The sequence below is a fragment of the Streptomyces sp. NPDC012637 genome (assembly GCF_042954805.1).
Taxonomy (GTDB): Bacteria; Actinomycetota; Actinomycetes; order Streptomycetales; family Streptomycetaceae; genus Streptomyces.
This window is the reverse complement of record NZ_JBIBDS010000002.1, coordinates 191,536-206,194: the sequence shown is the minus strand read 5'-3', so window position 1 is coordinate 206,194 and position 14,659 is coordinate 191,536. Positions and strand designations below refer to the sequence as shown.

General features: G+C 72.8%; 11 protein-coding genes and 1 pseudogene. 5 read left to right on the top strand and 7 right to left on the bottom strand.

Features of this window, described 5'->3' with window-relative positions; all coding sequences use genetic code 11:
* Positions 1 to 91 precede the first annotated feature (91 nt).
* Both greA and ACFY8W_RS09010 read right to left on the bottom strand, forming a co-directional pair.
* The gene (greA, locus tag ACFY8W_RS09015; protein WP_391102232.1) at positions 92 to 589 is read right to left on the bottom strand and encodes a transcription elongation factor GreA; all 498 of its coding nucleotides are present in this window, start codon (positions 587 to 589) and stop codon (positions 92 to 94) included.
* Positions 590 to 789: 200 nt separating this feature from the next.
* Complete coding sequence (locus ACFY8W_RS09010) at positions 790 to 1,191, bottom strand: DUF4307 domain-containing protein (protein ID WP_391102229.1); 402 nt, start codon at positions 1,189 to 1,191, stop codon at positions 790 to 792.
* A gap of 98 nt (positions 1,192 to 1,289) precedes the next feature.
* Here ACFY8W_RS09010 and mca point away from each other — a divergent pair, with 98 nt between their 5' ends.
* Positions 1,290 to 2,171: a mycothiol conjugate amidase Mca gene (gene mca / locus ACFY8W_RS09005; protein ID WP_391102227.1), complete on the top strand. Its 882-nt coding sequence runs from the start codon at positions 1,290 to 1,292 to the stop codon at positions 2,169 to 2,171.
* Positions 2,164 to 2,406: a hypothetical protein gene (locus tag ACFY8W_RS09000; protein ID WP_391102225.1), complete on the top strand. Its 243-nt coding sequence runs from the start codon at positions 2,164 to 2,166 to the stop codon at positions 2,404 to 2,406. The genes mca and ACFY8W_RS09000 overlap by 8 nt, the downstream gene beginning before the upstream one ends.
* 65 nt (positions 2,407 to 2,471) lie before the next feature.
* Here ACFY8W_RS09000 and ACFY8W_RS08995 read toward each other — a convergent pair whose 3' ends face one another.
* The 4 genes from ACFY8W_RS08995 to ACFY8W_RS08980 all read right to left on the bottom strand — a co-directional run bounded on the left by ACFY8W_RS08995 (position 2,472) and on the right by ACFY8W_RS08980 (position 10,625).
* Complete coding sequence (locus ACFY8W_RS08995) at positions 2,472 to 3,464, bottom strand: hypothetical protein (protein WP_391102223.1); 993 nt, start codon at positions 3,462 to 3,464, stop codon at positions 2,472 to 2,474.
* A complete protein-coding gene (locus ACFY8W_RS08990; protein WP_391102220.1) occupies positions 3,461 to 4,765 on the bottom strand; it encodes a CHAT domain-containing protein in 1,305 nt (434 codons plus the stop codon). Before ACFY8W_RS08990 ends, ACFY8W_RS08995 begins: the two co-directional genes overlap by 4 nt.
* A 21-nt stretch (positions 4,766 to 4,786) precedes the next feature.
* Positions 4,787 to 7,390 carry an AAA family ATPase gene (locus ACFY8W_RS08985; RefSeq protein WP_391102218.1) on the bottom strand — a complete coding sequence of 868 codons (2,604 nt, stop codon included), beginning with the start codon at positions 7,388 to 7,390 and terminating at the stop codon, positions 4,787 to 4,789.
* Positions 7,391 to 7,469: 79 nt separating this feature from the next.
* Entirely contained in the window at positions 7,470 to 10,625 is a 3,156-nt protein-coding gene (locus ACFY8W_RS08980) for a tetratricopeptide repeat protein (protein ID WP_391102216.1), read from the bottom strand.
* 319 nt (positions 10,626 to 10,944) lie between these two features.
* Between ACFY8W_RS08980 and ACFY8W_RS08975 the strand changes: the two genes are divergently transcribed.
* Positions 10,945 to 11,340, top strand: a complete 396-nt coding sequence (locus ACFY8W_RS08975; RefSeq protein WP_391102214.1) for a rodlin — start codon at positions 10,945 to 10,947, stop codon at positions 11,338 to 11,340.
* A 147-nt stretch (positions 11,341 to 11,487) separates the two neighbouring features.
* Positions 11,488 to 11,586, top strand: a pseudogene (locus ACFY8W_RS08970) (DUF255 domain-containing protein); the annotation flags it as partial.
* Between the two features lie 279 nt (positions 11,587 to 11,865).
* Here ACFY8W_RS08970 and ACFY8W_RS08965 read toward each other — a convergent pair.
* On the bottom strand, positions 11,866 to 12,432 hold the full coding sequence (locus tag ACFY8W_RS08965) for a Uma2 family endonuclease (protein ID WP_391102212.1): 567 nt from the start codon (positions 12,430 to 12,432) through the stop codon (positions 11,866 to 11,868).
* A 197-nt stretch (positions 12,433 to 12,629) separates the two neighbouring features.
* Between ACFY8W_RS08965 and ACFY8W_RS08960 the strand changes: the two genes are divergently transcribed.
* Positions 12,630 to 14,654, top strand: coding sequence for a DUF255 domain-containing protein (locus ACFY8W_RS08960; RefSeq protein WP_391102210.1), 2,025 nt, complete (start codon positions 12,630 to 12,632; stop codon positions 14,652 to 14,654).
* Positions 14,655 to 14,659 lie beyond the last annotated feature (5 nt).

The following is a 14,659-nucleotide window of genomic DNA, read 5'->3' as shown; positions in this document are numbered from 1 at the left end:
TGACCGACAACCGAAAATCATTGCATGGGCATGACGAAGGGCCGGACCCTTTCCGCGGGGTCCGGCCCTTCGTGCGGAACGCGGAAGGACGTCAGCCGGTGTACGGCTTGGCGCTCAGGATCTTCACCATGGCCTTCTTGCCGTTCGGCAGCTCGTACTCGGCCTCGTCACCGACGGAGTGGCCGATGACGCCCACGCCGAGCGGGGACTGCGGCGAGTACGTCTCGATGGTGTCGCTCGCGTACTCGCGCGACGCGAGCAGGAACTCCAGGGTGTCGCTCTCGTCGCCGTCGAACGCGATCGTCACGACCATGCCCGGGCCGACCACACCGGTGTCCTCCGGGGCCTCGCCGACCTTGGCGTTCTGCAGGAGCTGGGTGAGCTGGCGGACCCGGAGCTCCTGCTTGCCCTGCTCCTCCTTGGCCGCGTGGTACCCGCCGTTCTCGCGCAGGTCGCCCTCCTCGCGCGCTGCGGCGATCTTGGCTGCGATCTCGGTACGCGCGGGACCAGACAGGTACTCAAGCTCTTCCTTGAGCTTGTTGTACGCCTCCTGGGTGAGCCAGGTGACGTTGTCGCTGGTCTGGGTCACAGGTGCTCCTCGTAGGTACTGGGAATACAAAGCTCGCCCTGCACGGAAGGCCGCTTTTTCAGCATGCGCCTTCCGAACGGGCGAAACCACGAGCCTAACAATGAGTGGCGAAAAGCGGGAGGACATAAACGCGCGCTTTACGTCACCCCAGGTCACCGGCGTGGCCTTCCGGGGGCGCTACCCCGGCTCCCTACCCACCGCTACCGCGCCGTACACCCGATCAGCTCGGCGCTGGTGGCCCTCGCGGTGGTGCGGATCGAGTAGACCTCGTCGACGCGGCCGCCGGCCTCGTCGACCGCGACGTCCTTGCGGCCCACCTCGGCGCCGTCCTCGGAGCGGGAGCGCAGGGTGCAGACGCCGCGGACGTCGGCGTCCTTGCGGATCTCCAGGTGCACCTGGACCTCGTTGTCACTGACCACGTCGAACTTGATCAGCTCGGCGCTGATCTTGCTGTCGACGACGTAGTACCAGCCGAACCAGCCCGTCACGGCGAGGAGGAGCGTGCCGAGAACGGCCCCGACGATCTTCAGCGTGCGATCGGCGCGCTCGTCCGCGGAGCGGCCGTAGCGCCCCTCGGGCAGGCCCTCGCGCACCGCGCTCATGATCGTTCCTTTCGCCGCAGGGGTGCCGGAATTTTTCCCACCCCCGATTCCGTCACTATAGAGACCTCCCTAGGCGACGAATCACTGAGGATCGAGTCTTGACTGAGCAGCTGCGACTGATGGCCGTTCACGCCCACCCCGACGACGAGTCGAGCAAGGGCGCGGCGACGATGGCCAAGTATGTGTCCGAGGGGGTGGAGGTCCTGGTCGTGACCTGCACGGGCGGCGAGCGCGGCTCCATCCTCAACCCGAAGCTCCAGGGCGACCCGTACATCGAGGCGAACATCCACGAGGTGCGCCGCAAGGAGATGGACGAGGCCCGCGACATCCTCGGCGTCCGGCAGGAGTGGCTGGGCTTCGTCGACTCGGGCCTGCCCGAGGGCGACCCGCTGCCTCCGCTGCCCGAGGGCTGCTTCGCCCTGGAGGACGTGGACGTCGCCGCGGGCGAGCTGGTCCGCAAGATCCGCGCCTTCCGTCCGCAGGTCATCACGACCTACGACGAGAACGGCGGGTACCCGCACCCCGACCACATCATGACCCACAAGATCACGATGGTGGCCTTCGACGGCGCGACCGACACCGAGAAGTACCCGGAGGCCGAGTTCGGCCCGGCCTTCCAGCCGCAGAAGCTCTACTACAACCAGGGCTTCAACCGCCCGCGCACCGAGGCCCTGCACCAGGCCCTCCTCGACCGGGGCCTGGAGTCGCCGTACGGGGACTGGCTCAAGCGCTGGGACGAGTTCGAGCGCAAGGAGCGCACCCTCACGACCTTCGTGCCGTGCTCGGAGTACTTCGAGACCCGCGACAAGGCCCTGATCGCCCACCGCACCCAGATCGACCCCGACGGCGGCTGGTTCCGGGTGCCGATGGAGATCCAGAAGGAGGTCTGGCCGACGGAGGAGTACGAGCTCAGCAAGTCCCTGGTGGACACCTCCCTCCCCGAGAGCGACCTCTTCGCGGGCATCCGGGACAATGCCTAGCATGAGCGCACACCTGGCACTGACCGAGCTCGTCCCCTTCGCCGCGAAGGAGCTGGACGAGAACAAGGTGACCCCCGGCGTCCTCGGCTTCGTCGTCTTCGCCGTCCTGGCGCTGGCCGTCTGGATGCTGATGAAGTCGATGAACCGCCACATGCACAAGATCGACTTCGTCGAGTCCCCGGACCCGGCCGCCGCCACGGCCGCCCCGGCGGCCGAGGGCCCGGCGAAGAAGTAGCGGCACGACCGGGGCGCGACGACACCAGCCGGTGCCGTCGCGCCCCGAGCCGTACCCGCTTCCGGTCACGGCCGGCAGTGGTCGGCGAGCGAGAGCAGCAGATGGGCCGACTCCGCCCTGAGGTGGTCGGAGTGGGCCCCTGAGGGACCCCTCCCGTCGACGAACACCCCGCCCGCGTCCACGCTCACGAACCAGTGGTCGAGCACGTCGTGCGGGTACGCCTCGTCGACGCCGCGCATCCGCACCGACGACACCGGCCGCGGTGCCGTGCCGATGCCCTGCGCCCCGATGCCACGGCGCTTCTCGGCGAGCCGGTGCCAGAACCCGGTCGCCCAGTCCCGCTCCGCGTACGTGGCCACCACCGGTCCGCTCAGCGGTGCTCCGGGCAGCGCCGTGAACGTCGTCTCGAAGGCGTCGCGGGGCGCGGCCATCTGGAACAGCAGCATGCTGTCGACCGTGAACGGCCGGCCCGGCGGCGCGGGCCGGGACCAGCCCAGACTCCTGCCGCCGGCCTCGTCGGCGGCCCACTGCACGGCCTCGCAGAGGAACCGGCAGCCGAAGGAGTGCCCGACCAGGTGCAGGGCCTGCCCGCCCCGGGTGGCCAGCACGGGCGCGGCGGCGGGGTCGCCGCGCAGCCCGTCCAGATAGCCGAGGAGCTGCCCGACGACCCGGGCGGCGTGCCCGTCCGGCACCCGGCCGATGCTGTGCGCGCGGTCCCGCGTGACGCGGTAGCCCTCCTGCGAGGGCCAGCGGACCAGCACCGTCCAGGGTGCGAAACCGCCCGCCCGCAGCCGCGGGTAGAGGTCGCCGTACCGCGCGTACTGCGCGCCGACGAGTCCGGCCAGCCGCCCGGCCGCGGTGAGCGCCGAGCGAGGCCTGGTCTTCCAGCCGTGCACGTAGACGACGATGTCCGTCGTCCCGTCGGGCGGGGTGAGGACCTCGGCGAAGTGCTCGGCGATCCGCTCCGCCGGCACGGGCAGGCCGGCGTCGAGGAGCCATCCGGTCTCGTCGAGGTCGACGACGCGGACGTCTCCGGTGCGGCCGTCCAGCGTGCTCATACCGTGGCCTCCTGCTCCTGGTCGTTCGTGGCCGTCGGCACCCGGTCGAGCCGCGCGTCCATGCCGCAGTGCAGCGCGTAGGCCAGGCCGAGCGGATTGCGGTGCGTGTCCGCGAAACGGCGGGCGAGGGAGTGGGCTATCTGCCCGGCCGTCTCCCGCCCGCCGAGGTAGCGGTCGAGGAAGGCGTACGCGTACTCGGCGGCGAACACCTGCGGCATCTCGATCTGCGGCCCCAGGACCCCGCGCGCGCCGTGCTCGATCAGCGCCCGCCCGAGGAAGGCACGGTCGGACTCTCCTGACGGAACCCCGGCGTGGCAGGCGTTGAGCAGCACGAACGGCTGGAAGGGAGTCTGCTCGCCGACGTCACGCCTGCGCTCGCGCACGAGATGGGCGTCGACGATCCGCGCGTCGCTCAGGCGCACGGCGAGCGCGGGGGGCTCCGGCCCGTCGGAGTGGAACGCGCCGTGACACCAGAAGTACATCAGCTGGTCGCGGAGTGCGGGATCCGACAGGGCGGCGGCCAGCTCGCGGTGCCGGGTTCGCTCCACGAACGTGGTGTCCTGCGACAGGAGCGCGGCCACTTCGGCGGCCCGGGTGTTCCTGTGCCGGTCGATGCCGGTGTCGTGATTGAGGCTGACGACCGGCAGCGCGGTCGGCGTGGGCCGGTCGCCCTGCCAGAGGTACGAGCCTCCGGTCTGCTCGATCTGGTGCCGGTAGCCGAGGAACCGCTCGAAGAGCCCCGCCAGGCCGGCGGTGGGGGCGGGCAGTTCCTCCGGACGCAGGCACATCAGGGTCCAGGGGAGGAAGAGGTCGGAGTCGAAGCGGATCCGCAGCCCCTCGCCGGCCAGCGCCCCGGACAGGAACTCCCGGAACATGGCGACCTGGCGCCCCTCCCCGCCCAGCAGCGTCCCGTACAGAAGGTCACAACCGCTGATGACCAACTCATCCAGGGCGTAAGTGAGTTCGTCCAACGGCTCCGTGCTCAGGTCGGTGAGCGTCGCGTACGGCTGCTCAGGCCGCCCAAGGGCCGGGCGGCCGTCCGCGGTGGGCGGCCGGTACTCGACGAACACCTCCTTCCACCTCCGGGCGAGCCTGGTGGCAGCGGCCCTCACGTCCACGGGGCGCACCTGCAGGTCGGCCTTGTGCTCCGTCCCCTTCAAGGCGGGCACGCCCCGCCCGTACAGCCGTGCCCTGATCCTGTCGCCCCCGCAGATGTCGAAGGCGACGGTCACGTCGGGACCGGGTGTGGCGAGGTCTCGGAGCAGGGTGAAGTGGCGGCTCGGATCCTGAACGATGCGCACGGGCAGCTCGGTGGGCAACGGTCACGCCCTCCGCACGTGCGCGGGATGCGGAGCGGCCGTCAGGGCCTCGTCCTCGGAGTCGAGGATGTCGAACTCGGTCTCCACCTGCTGCAGGACGGTCCCGGTCGCCTCCTCCGCGATCGTGAACCGGATCCGGTGCAGCCCGGGGCGATAGGGGGAGAAGCGGAACTCCGCGCCCGGCTCGGGGTCCGCCGACGGCCGGACGAGCGAGGAGGCCGGCTCCACGGAGCAGCCGGTGAGGGGCGTGGCGACGACGGAGAGCCACGGCGGGCGGGCGGCTTGCCCGGTGGCCCACGGGTGGTCGGCGGCGGGGACGACCCGCAGCCGCACGACGGTGCCGGGCTCGTCGAGCAGGGTGAGGCGTACGTGGCAGCCCTTGCCCAGAAGACGGGCGCCGGCGGCCGCGTCGAGAGGGAGGATCGTGTCGCGACTGCCGTGCGGGACGGCGAGGTGCAGGGCCGGATCCCTCCTCCGGGTCCAGTACCGGGCGCGGACGACGACTTCGGCCGGGGAGACGAGCCCGCACTCCCGCAGGGCCTCGAGGACGTCGTCCGGGGCCGAAGGCCGTCGTTCCACCAGCGCCGCGCGGAGATAGGCGCACCACAGCAGGCCCGCCCCGTCCTGGAGACGCCTGAACACCTCCGTCGCGGTGGAGATGTGCGCCGCCGCATGCTCCGGCCTCAGCTCCGCCAACTCCAGCTCCGTCCAGGCGCTGCCGTGCCGGCACCCGATCCGCACGAAGACCTCGGCCGCGTCGCGGAGACGGAGTACCGCTTCGGCGTAGTCGCCCGCCTGCCGGGCCAGAAGCCCGAGCCGATGGAGGGCCCACCCCTGGCCGAGGTCGTCGGGAAGGTCGCGGAAGAGCGCGAGCGCCGTGGACATCTCGGATCGGGCCTGTCCCGGCAACCTGGTCCGGGTCAGGGCGACTCCGGTGTAGTAGTGGGTCCACGCCTCGCCGCGGACGTCCTCCGTGACGCGATGTCCGTCCAGGGCCTCGCGGAAACGTGCGAGCGCCTGGTCGAAGCGCGTCTGCTGGAGCAGGAGGCGACCCTCCTGGAGGGTGATCCACGCTGCGGCACGGTCCCGGTCGAGACCGTCGATGTCGTGCCGGGCGAGGGCGAGCGTGGTGCCGGCCGCCTCCAGCTCACCGAGGAGCAGGTGCGCCCGCGCACGCTCGATCAGGCGCCAGACGTAGATGCCGGGGCTGTTGTCGTCTGAGCCGGCCTCTTCCACCAGGAGCCGGGCCGCCTCGGCGGGGTACCCCTGGTCGTTCAACACGGCGGCGTGGACGGTCGTCAGCCGGTAGCCGTCGCCCCCGCCGGCCCGCTCGGCACGGGCCATGCTGTCCAGGGCGCGGTCCAGACGCCCTGTCTGGTGATCCAGCAGGACGTGCTCCGCTCCCGGGAGGATCTCGGCGAGTTCCCTTCGGGCGTGCCGCATGCGCCCTGCTTCGCGAGCCGCGCTCGCACACGCCGTCGCCACGAGCCCCGTGCCGGCGCGGGCGTTCGACGGCTGGTGGGCGGCGATCCATTTGAGCGCGACCACGTGGTCGTGGCGGAGGCGTGTGACGAACAGCCTGCCGAGCTCGGTGTCACCGAGGAGCTCACCACGCTGACGGACCAGATCCAGGTACTCGTCGGCCCGCCGTGCCCGATGCCGCGCGTCGAGCGCCCGCTCGGGGCGTTCCCTGCGCGAGAGCCACTCCGCCAGGGGAGCGGGCGACTCCGCCGGGCCCGTCGTCTGCAGTGCGTCGCGCACGAGCGAGGGCAGGACGTACATGTCGTCGCCCGCGGCGGTGACGAGCCCGGCCGAGACGAGCTCGGCGAGGACCGACGCGCCGAACCGGGCGACGGTCTCCGTCGAGAACCGCTCCAGTCCCCAGTGGTCGAGGCAGCTCAGGGCCTGCGAGGCCGCGGGCGAGATGTCGTCCACAGCCGCGAGCACCAGTCCACCGGGGTGGCGCGGGAGCCGGCCCTTCCTCCTCGACGCGAGCCGTAACAGGGCGGGCAGGCCTCCCGTGACGCCCCGGACCTTCCTCGCCTGTCCCAGTGGCCGGTCCGCCAGCAGCGCGCTGGTATCGGCGTCCAGTGGAGCCACGGCGTGGGCGTGGCAACCCCGAAGCGCGTCCCATCCCTCGGCGGCGCGCGAGGTGACGAGGACGGTGGCCTCCGTTCCTCCGAACGCACCGAGCAACTCCTCGGCCGCGTACGGCGACGGTACGTCGTCGAACACCACGACACTGCCGGGAAGTCCGCGCAGCCGGCGACGGACGGCGTCCCGCACGTTCGGGTACGCGCCGTCCTCCAGTGCCATCAGTTCGACCAGGGTCCGCCGGGAAGCGCCGAGCCGGCCGTACAGCCGGACCAGGGTGACGTGGGCCCACCCCGACCAGTGCTGCCGGTGAATGCTCATGGAACGGGGCTCGGCCAGGTTCCGGGCGACCCGCAGTGCGAGGGTCGTCTTCCCCACCCCGGCCGGGCCGTGGAGCACCAGGACGCGCGGGCTGCCGGGCCGAAGCAGCAACAGCGTGCTCAGCCGGGCGGACTCCTCCTGCCGCACGAACGGCACGGGGTCCGCCGGCAGGGGCGATTCGTGTGCGGTCACACCCGCCCCCTCCCGCCGTGCCCTTTCCCCGTCAACCACCCAGGGTCCCAGCCCTCTTGCCGAGCCGACAAGGAGCGCTTCACGCCAACGGCACCCCCATCACCTCCCGCGCCTGCCTCCCCGGAATCATCCCCAGGTCCCACGCCTGCCAGCCGGACTCCGGCGCGGCGGGGCGGTCCAGGATCAGGGAGTAGGCCTCGGCGTAGTCCTCCAGGCGCGGGTCGCGGGCCGGATGCCGGGCCTCCGCCAGGGCCGCGAGCTCCTCGCGGGCGGCAGCCCCGACGGGCAGCAGGGTGCAGCGCAGGAAGCGGGCCCAGTCGGCGCCGCGCCGGTCCTCGTACGAGAGGAAGAGCCGTGAGGCCTCCTCGCAGAGGTCCAGCGCCTGGGACGTGCGGCCGTTGCCGGCGTCGATCACGGCCAGCTCCAGGCAGGTCCAGGCCTCCCCGTGGGCCACGCCGATCCGGCGGAAGTCGGCCCGGGCGTCCATCAGGAGCTGCCGCGCGAAACCGGAGTTGCGCAGGTTCCCGGTCTGCGCCGCCCGCTGGTCCCGGGTGACCCGGCCCGAATGGTGGCGGGCGCATGCCAAGCCGTACACGTCCCGCATGCGCGAGAACATCGTCCGCGCCCGCTCCAGCGCCCGCACCGCCTGGTCCCGGTCGCCCCCCTCCTCGAGCGCGTGCCCCAGGTAGTAGAGCGTCCACGCCTCGCCCCGGGCGTCCTCCTGCTCCCGGTGCCGGGAGAGCGCCTGCCGCAGCCCGTCCACCGCAGCGGCCGTGTCCCCGGCGACCAGCCGCGCCCGGGCCAGCTGGGTCAGTGCCCACGCCTCGCCGCGCCCGTCGTGGGTGCGGCCGTACCGGTCGAGCGCGAGCCGCAGCTCCTCCTCCGCCCGCGCCACCTCGCCCGTCCGCAGGAACACCTGGCCCAGCTGGAAGTGCGCCCACGCCTCGCCGTGCAGCGACTCGTGCTCCCGGTGCAGCGCGAGGGCCCGGTCGAGCAATGTCAGCGCCTCCGCGAGACCGGCCCGGTCCCGCTCGACGGCGGCCAGCGCGTGCAGCGTCCAGCCCCGGTCGGCCGCCAGCGACTCCGGCTCCTGGAGCGCGAGCGCCTCCCGCAGCCGCGCCGCGGCCTCCGGCAGGTTGCCCTGGTGGTGCAGGGTGATCCCGAGCGAGCACAGCGCGAGCGCCGCGCCCGCGTCCTGGTGCGCCTCCTGGTACAGCGACACCACCGAGGTCAGCGTCGTCCGCGCCTTGTCCAGCTCGCCCAGCTGCCGGGCCGCGATGCCCGTACGCCACTGCACCGACCGCGAGAGCTGCCCCTGCCCCACGGCCTCCGTCAGCTCGTTGATCTCACCGAGCCGGTACAGGTCGCCGCGCAGCAGGCAGTAGTCGCACAGCGCGCCCAGCAGGTCGAGCACCGTCTGCTGGTCCACGCCCTCGGCGTGCCGCAGCGTCGCCGTGATGAAGCTGGACTCCTCGTCCAGCCAGCGCAGCGCCGCGTCCAGGGAACCGAAGCCGTGCCCGTCGAAGCGATCCGCGCGCGTCGACATCTTGCCGTCGACCATCCGGATCACCGCGTCCGCCAGCTCCGCGTAGTTGCGGATCAGCCGCTCCTGCGCCGCAGCGATCTCCGCCTGATCCTCCTCCTCGACCAGCCGCGCCGCCGCGAAGCCGCGCACCGCGTCGTGCAGCCGGTAGCGCTTCCCGCGCACATGGTCGAGCAGCCCCGCCCGGGCCAGCTCCCCGAGCAGCCGCGCCCCGTCCGCGGGCGTCCCGCCGAGCAGCGCCGCCGCGGCCGCCGCGCCCAGCGAGGCCCGGCCGGCCAGGGCCAGCCGGCGCAGCAGCCGCCGCCCGTCCTCGTCCAGGCCCGTCGCGTAGCCGGCGGCGAGCGCCCGCTCCACCGGGCCGGCGTCCGGTCCCGCCGCCGCGAGCAGTCGCGCCACCTCCTCCGCGGGGCGCCCGTCGAGCAGGGCGCCCGCCGTGCGCAGCGCCAGCGGCAGCCCGCCGCACAACTCCCGCGCCCGCTCGAAGCCCTCCGCGTCGTACGGCCCCGCGCCGGCCGTCGCGCCGAGGAGCTCCTCCGCGCCCGCCGCGTCCAGCTCCGCCACCGGCAGCACGTGCACCGCGGCCGGCACGTCCGCGCCCAGGTCCAGCGGCTCCCGGCAGGTCACCAGGACCAGACTGTCCGAGCGCTCCGGCAACAGCGTCCGCACCTGCGCCGCGTCGACCGCGTCGTCCAGGATCACCGTCACGGCCAGCCCGGTCAGATGCTGGTGGTACAGCTCCGCGAGCCGCCGCACCTGCTGCTCCGGCGAGGACCGCTCCCGGAACAGCAGCTGCTCGCGCGGCGCACCCAGCCGGTTGAGCAGGTGCAGCAGCGCCTCCCGCGTCGTCAGCGGCTGCTGCCCACGCGTCGCCGCGCCCCGCAGGTCCACCACGCACGCCCCGCGGAACTGGTCCTTCAGCGCGTGCGCCGCCCGCACCGCGAGGGTCGTACGGCCCGCGCCGGGCGCGCCGGGCAGCATCACCACCGTCGGCCGGGTCGTCGCCGCCGCCCGCCCGGCCTGCACCCACCGGGTGATCCGCGCCAGCTCGGCCCGCCGCCCGGCGAACGGGCCCTCCGCGTCCGGCAGGTGCCCGAAGGACTGCTCCAGTACGGCCCGCCGGCGGGCCGCCGCGCTGCGGTCCGCGCCCCGCAGCCGCTCGACCGCCTTCTGCGCGGGCTGCGCCGCCGTCTGCGCCAGCACCCGCTGCTGCTCCAGGAACGGCCGCACCCCGCGCACCTCCAGGGCCGTCAGCCACTGCAGCCGCAGCTGTTCCACCCCGCCCGGCCGGCCCGCCGCCCCGGCCCTGCGGTGCGCGGCCGCCCGGCGTTCCGCGCCGGCCCTCAGGGCGGTGGTCGCAGCCCCGGCCACCGCGACCACGGCGCCCGCGCCGAGCGCCGTGCCCGCCGCCGTACCGAGGGCCAGGTCGCCGCCGACCGCCGCGGCCGCGGCGACGGCCGTCACCAGGGCCGGGGCCGCGAACCCGGCGGACCCGGCGGGCTCCGCCTCCGCCGCCTCCACGGCCCGCAGATAGACCGCGTACTCCTCCGCCGCCTGCGCCGCCATGCCGTCCAGGCCGGCCCGGCCGCGCGCGAGCAGCGCCTGCTCGTCGAGGCGGCCTCCCGAGCGCCGTGCCTCTTCCTCCACGGCCCGTGCCAACAGCCCCTCGGCCTCGGCCCGATGGCTGTCCCGCATCCGCGTCCCCCTCCGCCCGCGCCGGAAGCCTCCGGCGCGTTCCGCATCGAACAGTCCGGTCCCCAGTGTCCTGCGTGGCGCGCGTCGGCGCGAGTGACCGGCGCCGCATCCCGGTGTTCCCAAGGGGCCTGTTCCATAAGGGAACTGACCGAACGGCAGAGCGTCGACCTCGCGTCCGATGGCGTTCATGTGCCGAATACCGCGTCCGGGTGACGCGCCGGAACCAATCCTTCCCCGGGCAGTTGATCAGGACGCTTCGGTCAACGGAGCAGTTCCGGGCCATCGAGCTCCGGGCCATCGAGCTCAAGAAGGAAGACTCGTGATCAAGAAGGTTCTTGCTACCGCTGCTGTCGCGGCCACCGTCGCCGGCATGTCCGCGACCACGGCGATGGCGGCCGGCAACGACGGCGGCAGCGCCAACATCATCGGCAACCAGTCGAAGCAGTCGATCGGCAGCAACTCCACCGGCGGCTACATGAGCCCGAACTTCGGTCTCGTCAACGGTGGCGTCCTGCACTGCTTCGACATCCAGAAGGTCCAGGCCCAGGTGCCGATCGGTGCCCTCATCGGCGTTCCGATCGCCGTTCAGGACGTCCTCGGCAACCCGATGTCGAACCAGACCTGCACCCAGAACTCCGTGCAGCAGAAGGGCGACGACGCGCTGTCGCACATCCTGGGCGAGGTCCTCTCCCAGAACGGCAACGTCGGCGGCTGATTTCCGCGGCCCCGCTGAAGCGGCCCCGTTCCTCGCAGAGCCAGTGCGAGGAGCGGGGCCGCTTCCCGTGTATGAGTGCCCCGCCCGCGTCCCGTCCACCCGTGGCGTACGGGCGGTCTTTCATCGTGTGCGCAAGGATGGGGTCACGCCGAACAGACTCCCCCCTGCCTCCTCCAGCACGCCGACAACCCCGTCGACTGGTGGCCCTGGTCGGCCGAGGCGTTCGAGGAGGCCCGGCGGCGTGACGGCCAGGATCACCACACGAGCCTCCGTGCTCGACTCGGCGGGGATCGGCCTCGCCTCCCCGTGCCTTCCTGTCTCGCCGTCGGCGGCGACGTCCGCATGGAGGGTCGGCTGGTGGTCGAAACGCGTCAGCTCGCACCTGCCTGCAGCGCCGCGGTTCCAGCCCCGGCCGGCGCGACAGTGGCAGCGATGGCGAAACGGGCAGATGTCCTGATCGGCCCGCGGAGAACCACGATGCGGGCGCTGCCGGTCGAACGTCGAAAGCGGAGGCTTCTCCGTTCCTTACATGACCCCAAGATCGACCGTGAGGGAGAAAGGTGCGGTGGGCTTCACCGTGCCGGTGAACATCTCGCCGTCCCTGTAAGCCCTGGTGGCGGGATCGAGGACGTACGTATAGACGATCGGGACCCCGGTGGCGGCCTGCTCGACCCGCCAGTAGAAGGGGATACCGGCCTTGGCGTACTGGTCCACCTTCACGATCCGGTCGGTGGTCTCCGAGCCGGGCGACACGACCTCGACGACCAGGAGCACGTGCTCGGGGCGGGTGGGCGTGAGGTCGATGGTCTCCGCCCGGTAGACGATGACGTCCGGACGGCGGTTGGTGAGCGGAACGTCCTGCAGGCGGACGTCGAAGTCCGTGTCGGCGTTCCAGTCCGGGCCCGCGGCGGCGTCCAGCGCATTGGCCAGGATCCGGGCCAGCCGGCCCAGCCGCTTCGAGGCGCTCGGGCTCACGACGACCATCCCGTCCACGATCTCGATGCCGGCGCACTGCTCCTCGGACCAGGAGTCGTACTGCTCCGCGCTGATCTGCGAGTGCATCCACGCGGGCGCCACCATCTCGGCGGACATGGTGTACCTCCTTCGAGGAGCCTCGTCAGGTCCGGTTCTGCTGCGCCCAGCCTACTGTTCCGAGATGCCGGGTCGCCCGACACTCAGGGGCGAGGAGTCGCCCACCACGTGATGGCTCACAAGTGCAATGCGGCCAAGTGAGGCGGGCTCGTCGGTGATTCACCGGTCGCGTCAGCCGTTGTGAGAGGCTGGGTCGTATGAACCGGTTGGCTGGTATGACCTCGCCTTATCTGCTTCAGCACGCCGACAATCCGGTCGACTGGTGGCCGTGGGGACCCGAGGCGTTCGAGGAAGCAAAACGGCGTGATGTACCCGTTCTGTTGTCGGTCGGATACTCTGCGTGCCACTGGTGCCACGTGATGGCCCACGAGTCCTTCGAGGACGAGGCCACGGCGGCCCTGGTCAACGAGCGGTTCGTCGCCGTCAAGGTCGACCGCGAGGAGCGGCCCGACGTCGACGCCGTCTACATGGAGGCCGTGCAGGCCGCCACCGGCCAGGGCGGCTGGCCGATGACCGTCTTCCTCACGCCGGACGCCGAGCCCTTCTACTTCGGCACCTACTTCCCGCCCGAGCCGCGCCACGGCATGCCGTCCTTCTCCGACGTCCTCGACGGCGTCGCGCACGCCTGGGCCGAGCGCCGCGGCGAGGTCGGAGAGGTCGCCGGCAAGATCGTCAGGGACCTCTCGGCCCGCTCGCTCGCCTTCGGCGGCGACGGCGTCCCCGGCGAGGAGGAGCTCGCCCAGGCGCTGCTCGGCCTCACCCGCGAGTACGACGCCAAGGCCGGCGGCTTCGGCGGGGCGCCCAAGTTCCCGCCGTCGATGGCGCTGGAGTTCCTGCTGCGCCACCACGCCCGTACGGGCTCCGAGGGCGCCCTCCAGATGGCCGCGGACAGCTGCGAGGCGATGGCCCGCGGCGGGATCTACGACCAGCTCGGCGGCGGCTTCGCGCGCTACGCCGTGGACCGCGAGTGGGTCGTGCCGCACTTCGAGAAGATGCTGTACGACAACGCCCTGCTCTGCCGGGTGTACACGCACCTGTGGCGGACCACCGGCAGCGACCTGGCCCGCCGGGTCGCCCTGGAGACCGCCGACTTCATGGTCCGCGAACTGCGCACTCCCGAGGGCGGGTTCGCCTCGGCGCTCGACGCCGACTCCGACGACGGCACGGGGAAGCACGTCGAGGGCGCCTACTACGTGTGGACGCCCGGGCAGCTCACCGCCGTCCTCGGCGAGGACGACGCCGGCTACGCGGCCCGCTACTTCGGCGTCACCGAGGACGGCACCTTCGAGCACGGCTCGTCCGTGCTCCAGCTGCCGCAGGACGCGGGCGTCGCCGACGCCGACCGGATCGCCTCCATCAGGGCCCGGCTGCTCGCCGCCCGCGAGCAGCGCCCGCGCCCCGGCCGCGACGACAAGATCGTCGCCGCCTGGAACGGACTCGCCGTCGCCGCCCTCGCCGAGACCGGCGCCCTCTTCGACCGCCCCGACCTGGTCGAGCGGGCCACCGAGACGGCCGACCTCCTGGTCCGGCTGCACCTCGACGACGGCGCCCGCCTCACCCGTACCTCCAAGGACGGACACGCGGGCGGCAACGCGGGCGTCCTGGAGGACTACGCGGACGTCGCCGAGGGCTTCCTCGCGCTCGCGTCGGTCACCGGGGAAGGCGTGTGGCTGGAGTTCGCCGGCTTCCTCCTCGACGTCGTCCTCGACCAGTTCACGGCCGAGGGCGGGGCGCTCTACGACACCGCGCACGACGCCGAACGGCTGATCCGCCGCCCCCAGGACCCCACCGACAACGCCACGCCCTCGGGCTGGACCGCGGCCGCCGGCGCGCTCCTCTCGTACGCGGCGCACACCGGCTCCGAGGCCCACCGGACCGCCGCGGAGCGCGCGCTCGGCGTGGTCAAGGCGCTCGGACCGCGCGCGCCCCGGTTCATCGGGTGGGGCCTCGCCGTCGCCGAGGCGCTGCTCGACGGACCGCGCGAGATCGCCGTGGTGGGCGCCCCCGACGACGAGGGCTTCCGCGCCCTGCGCCGCACCGCCCTGCGTGCCGGCACGCCCGGCGCGGTCCTCGCCACCGGACTGCCCGGCGGCGAGGAGTTCCCGCTGCTGAGGGACCGGCCGCTGGTCGACGGCATGGCCACCGCCTACGTCTGCCGCCACTTCGTCTGCGACGCACCGACGACGGACCCGGCCGCGCTGTCCCGCAAGCTCGCCCCCTGACCGAC

Coding starts and splice junctions, on each gene's coding strand:
- ACFY8W_RS09010 (WP_391102229.1), bottom strand. CDS start 1,191: ATGAGCGCGGTGCGCGAGGGCCTGCCCGAGGGGCGCTACGGCCGCTCC.
- ACFY8W_RS09000 (WP_391102225.1), top strand. CDS start 2,164: ATGCCTAGCATGAGCGCACACCTGGCACTGACCGAGCTCGTCCCCTTC.
- ACFY8W_RS08995 (WP_391102223.1), bottom strand. CDS start 3,464: ATGAGCACGCTGGACGGCCGCACCGGAGACGTCCGCGTCGTCGACCTC.
- ACFY8W_RS08980 (WP_391102216.1), bottom strand. CDS start 10,625: ATGCGGGACAGCCATCGGGCCGAGGCCGAGGGGCTGTTGGCACGGGCC.
- ACFY8W_RS08965 (WP_391102212.1), bottom strand. CDS start 12,432: ATGTCCGCCGAGATGGTGGCGCCCGCGTGGATGCACTCGCAGATCAGC.
- ACFY8W_RS08960 (WP_391102210.1), top strand. CDS start 12,630: ATGAACCGGTTGGCTGGTATGACCTCGCCTTATCTGCTTCAGCACGCC.